The organism is Gordonia sp. NPDC003585 (genome assembly GCF_040610755.1).
In the GTDB taxonomy this organism is placed as follows: Bacteria; Actinomycetota; Actinomycetes; order Mycobacteriales; family Mycobacteriaceae; genus Gordonia.
This window is the reverse complement of sequence record NZ_JBEXMX010000160.1, coordinates 1-4,699: the sequence shown is the minus strand read 5'-3', so window position 1 is coordinate 4,699 and position 4,699 is coordinate 1. Positions and strand designations below refer to the sequence as shown.

The 4,699-nt window shown below is 64.3% G+C and carries 4 protein-coding genes and 1 pseudogene; 3 read left to right on the top strand and 2 right to left on the bottom strand.

Annotated features, from left to right (window positions below):
* Positions 1-710: 710 nt before the first annotated feature.
* From ABZW74_RS24050 to ABZW74_RS24040, 3 genes are all read left to right on the top strand, one after another.
* On the top strand, positions 711-1,181 hold the full coding sequence (locus tag ABZW74_RS24050) for a hypothetical protein (RefSeq protein ID WP_240857806.1): 471 nt from the start codon (positions 711-713) through the stop codon (positions 1,179-1,181).
* A gap of 36 nt (positions 1,182-1,217) precedes the next feature.
* Positions 1,218-2,624, top strand: coding sequence for an MFS transporter (locus ABZW74_RS24045; RefSeq protein WP_240857807.1), 1,407 nt, complete (start codon positions 1,218-1,220; stop codon positions 2,622-2,624).
* Between the two features lie 77 nt (positions 2,625-2,701).
* Positions 2,702-3,526: a CPBP family glutamic-type intramembrane protease gene (locus ABZW74_RS24040; RefSeq protein ID WP_355279963.1), complete on the top strand. Its 825-nt coding sequence runs from the start codon at positions 2,702-2,704 to the stop codon at positions 3,524-3,526.
* Positions 3,527-3,533: 7 nt separating this feature from the next.
* On the opposite strand, the gene ABZW74_RS24035 is transcribed toward ABZW74_RS24040, so the two are convergent.
* Complete coding sequence (locus tag ABZW74_RS24035) at positions 3,534-3,890, bottom strand: hypothetical protein (protein ID WP_355279960.1); 357 nt, start codon at positions 3,888-3,890, stop codon at positions 3,534-3,536.
* A gap of 81 nt (positions 3,891-3,971) precedes the next feature.
* Positions 3,972-4,699 (bottom strand): annotated as a pseudogene (locus ABZW74_RS24030) (HNH endonuclease); the annotation flags it as partial.

The following is a 4,699-nucleotide window of genomic DNA, read 5'->3' as shown; positions in this document are numbered from 1 at the left end:
CCCCACACTCTGACTGCGACCACCGACAAGCGTGAGACGTCAACGATGTCCCGACGACACGACGTCAAGCATGTCCCGAGCCCTTACACGTCACATCCGGGAACATCGCCACGACACCGGCCGGCGTTCGATCGCCCTTGTTCAGCCGGTCGGACGGTTCGACCATTCACAAGCCGCAGTTCACGTCGCGTAGCGGTCTCCTAGCAACCCGCCGCTTCAGCACTGCAACCTCGAACTATGACGCGCCGGCCGGGGAGCAGTGCTGGCCTGAGGATTCTGACAAGTTAGTGAGAACCCACAGGTGACAAGATCATGAGAAACCCCAGTTCGCGACTGACAAAGAGGATGAGATCCTACATGAACGCCTGCCTGCCCTGGCCGTCGCACAAAAAGTAGGGGAAGAAGTTTCTTCCGCGGGGTTCAAAGTCCTCCCCTGAAGTTTCGCAGGGAGGACACCAAGGGTAGGGGAGGAATCTTCTTCCCCTACATTTTGTGGCACCCGTGCCGCGATCTCGCTCAATGACCACGCCGACCATTGCGTGGCGCGACCGAGATCGCACACCTCCCCCGATCGGTGGACATCGACATCACCCGGTACATCCACCACCCGGCGGAATGTCACCGACCCCGCTGAGCGGCAAAGTCATTGGTGTCAGAAACAACCCGCCCAGCCCAACCAGGACCGGACGACAAACTCTTCAGGAGACACCATGACCATCTCGAAGAACGTCAAGACCCGCACCGCCGCCGCCATCGCTGGGCTCGGAATCGCCGGAGCACTCGCCGTCGGCGGCGCCGGACTCGCCAACGCCGGCACCCTGCCCGTCACCCACCCCGGCGAACCCACCGTCGCCATGACCCTGACCAATCACACCAACAAGACCGAATGGCTCGCCTCGGCCACCCCCGGCAGCGGCCACTGGGTCCAAGCACCCACACGCTCACTGGCACCCGGAGCATCCGAGACCATCGTCAGCGTCGCGCCGAACACCAGCTACGAGACCGTGTTCGTCAACTACCGGATCGGCGCCTTCGGCCCCACCGCCACCTACAACCTCGAAAACGTCCGCGGCAACGTCAACACCAACATGACCGGCACCTCCGGCGGCCACTACTTCATCAACGCACCCCACATCGCCACCGGCTACCCCAACGTCAACGTCAGCTACGACCTCTGGTGACCCTCGCCGTGAGATCCTGATCCGAATGGAGGCTCGATGAACACCTTGCCCGGTCAACGACGCACCCCCGGCGTCGTTGACCGGGCTGCTCGTCGTGAGCGGCTGTTGATCGCGGCATTGACCTCGACCATGGTGCTGCTGGTGCTCGACTCGAGCATCGTCGGCGTGATGCTCCCCAGCATGACCCGCGATCTCGATCTGTCGGGATCGCAAGGGGCGTGGCTGGTTTCGGTGTATCTGCTGACCCTGGCCGTGTTCCTGCCGCTCGGCGGGCGCCTGTCCGACGCGTATGGGCCGGTCAACCTCTTTCGCGCCGGCATGACGGGATTCATCCTGTCCTCGTTGGGAATTGCGCTGATTCCGCACTTCGCCGGTGTCGTGGGATGTCGGGCGATCGCCGGTATCTCCGCCGCGATGCTCATGCCGTCGACACTCAGCCTGCTCACCCAGGCCATTCGCGAAGATCGGCGGGCCGGTGCGATGGCCATCTATACCGGTGTCGGACAAGGGTTTGCGCTCATCGGACCCGCAGTGGGTGGCATCTGCGCGCAATTCCTCGGCTGGCAATGGGGTTTCCTGATCAACGTGCCGGTCGGCCTCGCCGGCATTGTCCTCATCGCGCTCGTGCGGCCAGAGAACACTCGACATCCGGTGCGCTCGTGGGATCTGCTGGGTGTGGTCCTCGTCGTCGGCGGGCTGTCCGCCATCATGACCGCGCTGCTGCAAGCGCCCGAGTGGGGATGGTCGTCGCCTATGTTCCTCACGGTGGTCGCAGTCGGTATTGCCCTGACAGTCGGATTCGTCGTCCACGCCCGACGCGCCGACGATCCGATCCTCGATATCGGATTGTTTGCCAATCGCCAGTTCGCCACCAACACGGCAGCACTCGCCGCGCTCGGGTTCGCCATGACGGTGGCGACCATCTACGGCGCCACGGCATTGCAGGACGCACTGCACTTGAGCCCCGCCGAGGCCGGTATCAGTCTGTTGCCGTTGGTCATTCCTCTGTTGATCACCACCCGAACCGTCGGTGCGCGATACGAGACGCTTGGTTTACGCCGTGTCGTCGTCGGCGGCAGCCTCACACTGGCAGCCGGGTTGTCCATCGGCGCAATCGGTTTCGGTCTGTCGTCGTTGATCGTGGTGTGCGCCGGCATGCTGCTTGCCGGCTCGGGGATCGGCGCGATCCTCAGCCCGTTGACCGCCGCGACGATCGCGACCGCTCCCGCCGACAAGCGCGGCCAGGCGTCCGGATTGATGACGACGTGCCGTCAGATGGGCGGCGTGATCGGGATCGCGGTGTTCTCGGCGGTGATCGTCGACGTCCACGGGACCACCGCCACCGCCATCGGTTTCGCGATCACCGCCGTGGTGATGGCGGCTGCGGCTGTAGCGGCATACCGTGGGCTCGCCGAAGACGGGGCGAGCGAAGCGCCGGGGTAGACAACTCGGGACGTTCGACGGTAGGCGGCAGCGACGCTCGCACCTAACGTAGGAGGTGCGAGCGTCGGAGGTGTGATATGCGCAGCGACACCCGAACGTGGTGGCAGCATCTGCGGTCGGGGCTACCCGCTCGGACCCTTCAATTCTTCGGAGTCGCATACCTATTGACCTGGGTGTTCTGGATTCCCATGCTCTTCGCGCCCGACAGCCTGCAATTCCTGCACTACGTGGGCACCCTCGGGCCGTTGGCCGCGGCGTTCGTGATGCGCTACCGCGACGGCGGACGCACGGCAGTTCGGGAGTTGGGTACGCAGATGGTGCGCTGGCGGGTACCCGCCCGGTGGGTGGTGTTCGCGATAGCGTTCCCGCTCGTCCTGTTCGGCGTCGGCGCAGTGGTGTCGGCGGCGCTCGGGTCCCCGGTCGAGTGGTCGGAGTTCCTCGGATCGAAGGAGTTCGCGAACGTCGGGCTGATGCTGATTCCGATCGAGATCATCTTCTTCGGATTCGGTGAGGAGACCGGCTGGCGTGGGTACGCCATCCCCTCGCTCGAGGCCGACGGCTGGTCGTCGTATGGCGCGACAACGATTTTCGCGTTCTTCTGGGCAGGCTGGCACCTGCCGCTCTTCTTCTACTCCTACGGTTTGCAGACGTTGGGGCTGTTGATGATTCCCGGCTGGATCATCAGCATCCTGTTGGGCGCGTACTTGACGACGTTCCTCTTCAACAGCGCACGCGCAAGCATCCTCGTAATCGCGGTCTTCCACGGGATGGTCGACATCGTCTCGATCTCGCGGGCCGCCACCGACACGACGTTGTTGGTGGTGAACGCCGGCCTCATCGCAGCGGCGGTGTTCGTCGTGATCCGCTACGCGCCGTCACTACGCGCGGCGACGCACGACTGACGGATCATCATCGACGCGCGATGGTGCTCGGTCCCGATCCGATCTGCACCGGCGGCAGTGCACGGATCACTGCCATGAGCGGCCCGCAGTAGATGGCGCTCGACATGCAGACGAACCGGCCGGTCTTGTCGTAGTTCCACGCGTCGCCGTGAAATGACCAGGTCAGACCGTCTCTCGACGGCGACATCGGACACTGCGACTTCGCCTTGCCCTTGCACGGCCCTTCGATGTGCCAGGGGCCGACAGGGTAGGCGTCGGCCGATCCCGCCGCAACGAAGGCACACGAGACGACGGCACCCGCGAGCATCGCTGCGGCGACTCCGCGACGCAACCAACCGATTCTCCCGACGTTGGCAGTCTCCATGTTTCGCTCCTCAGCCATCCGGGCACGACGACGTAACCCTTGCACTGACTATCGCGGAATCCGGGTCCGTCGTTAACCAGTTCAGAAGGGTGGTGGGCCTGCGGCGCGGTCGCGTTCGTCGCGGTCGCGTCGGTTGCGGTTCCTTTCTGCCCGGCGTCGGGCATGTTTGTCTGCCACCCGACCACGACGGCGGGTGCTGGCAATATCGTTGCGCGCGTTACCAGTCGGTGGGCCTTGAGCGGGCGCGACGAACCGGATACGACGCAACCCAGGAAACAGGTCCTCATTGGTTTCGGCCTCACCCGGAAGTATCAGCCCCTCCGGAGTCGTGTACTCCGTGCTCAGGCGCCCATCACAGTCGCGCCACTGATCATCCACCCACTCCCCGAACGTCTTCAACAAGTGCCCGGGACGGCACTTGATGTTCATACCGTCAGCCGTGGTCTGACCACCACGTTCCGGGTGATCGTGATCGAACTCCGCGACATGATCACCATCGCCCTGCCACGCCGACGTCACACAGCCCGGATCCACGCAATACCCATCCCGAATCCGCAGAAACGTGTCCAATGCGGCCGAGGGCCGGTGCGCGTCCGACGGCAGATGCGCGGGCAGGGTGAACGACCCATCCGGATTCGCCACCGCCTGCGGCCCGATCACCGGTTTCACAATGGAGTCCTTACGCGCGGCGATATCGCGCACATGCTCACCACCGATGAGCCCGTGACCTTCCACGAACGCCGGGTTGTCCGCGGTGCCGGCCAGCGTCGCCTCATCACACACCACATGCACCATGATCGCCGTCGACG

What these genes read in the sequence shown, in the direction of transcription:
- ABZW74_RS24035 (WP_355279960.1), bottom strand. Translation starts at nt 3,890, where the DNA reads ATGGAGACTGCCAACGTCGGGAGAATCGGTTGGTTGCGTCGCGGAGTC.
- ABZW74_RS24040 (WP_355279963.1), top strand. Translation starts at nt 2,702, where the DNA reads ATGCGCAGCGACACCCGAACGTGGTGGCAGCATCTGCGGTCGGGGCTA.
- ABZW74_RS24050 (WP_240857806.1), top strand. Translation starts at nt 711, where the DNA reads ATGACCATCTCGAAGAACGTCAAGACCCGCACCGCCGCCGCCATCGCT.
- ABZW74_RS24045 (WP_240857807.1), top strand. Translation starts at nt 1,218, where the DNA reads ATGAACACCTTGCCCGGTCAACGACGCACCCCCGGCGTCGTTGACCGG.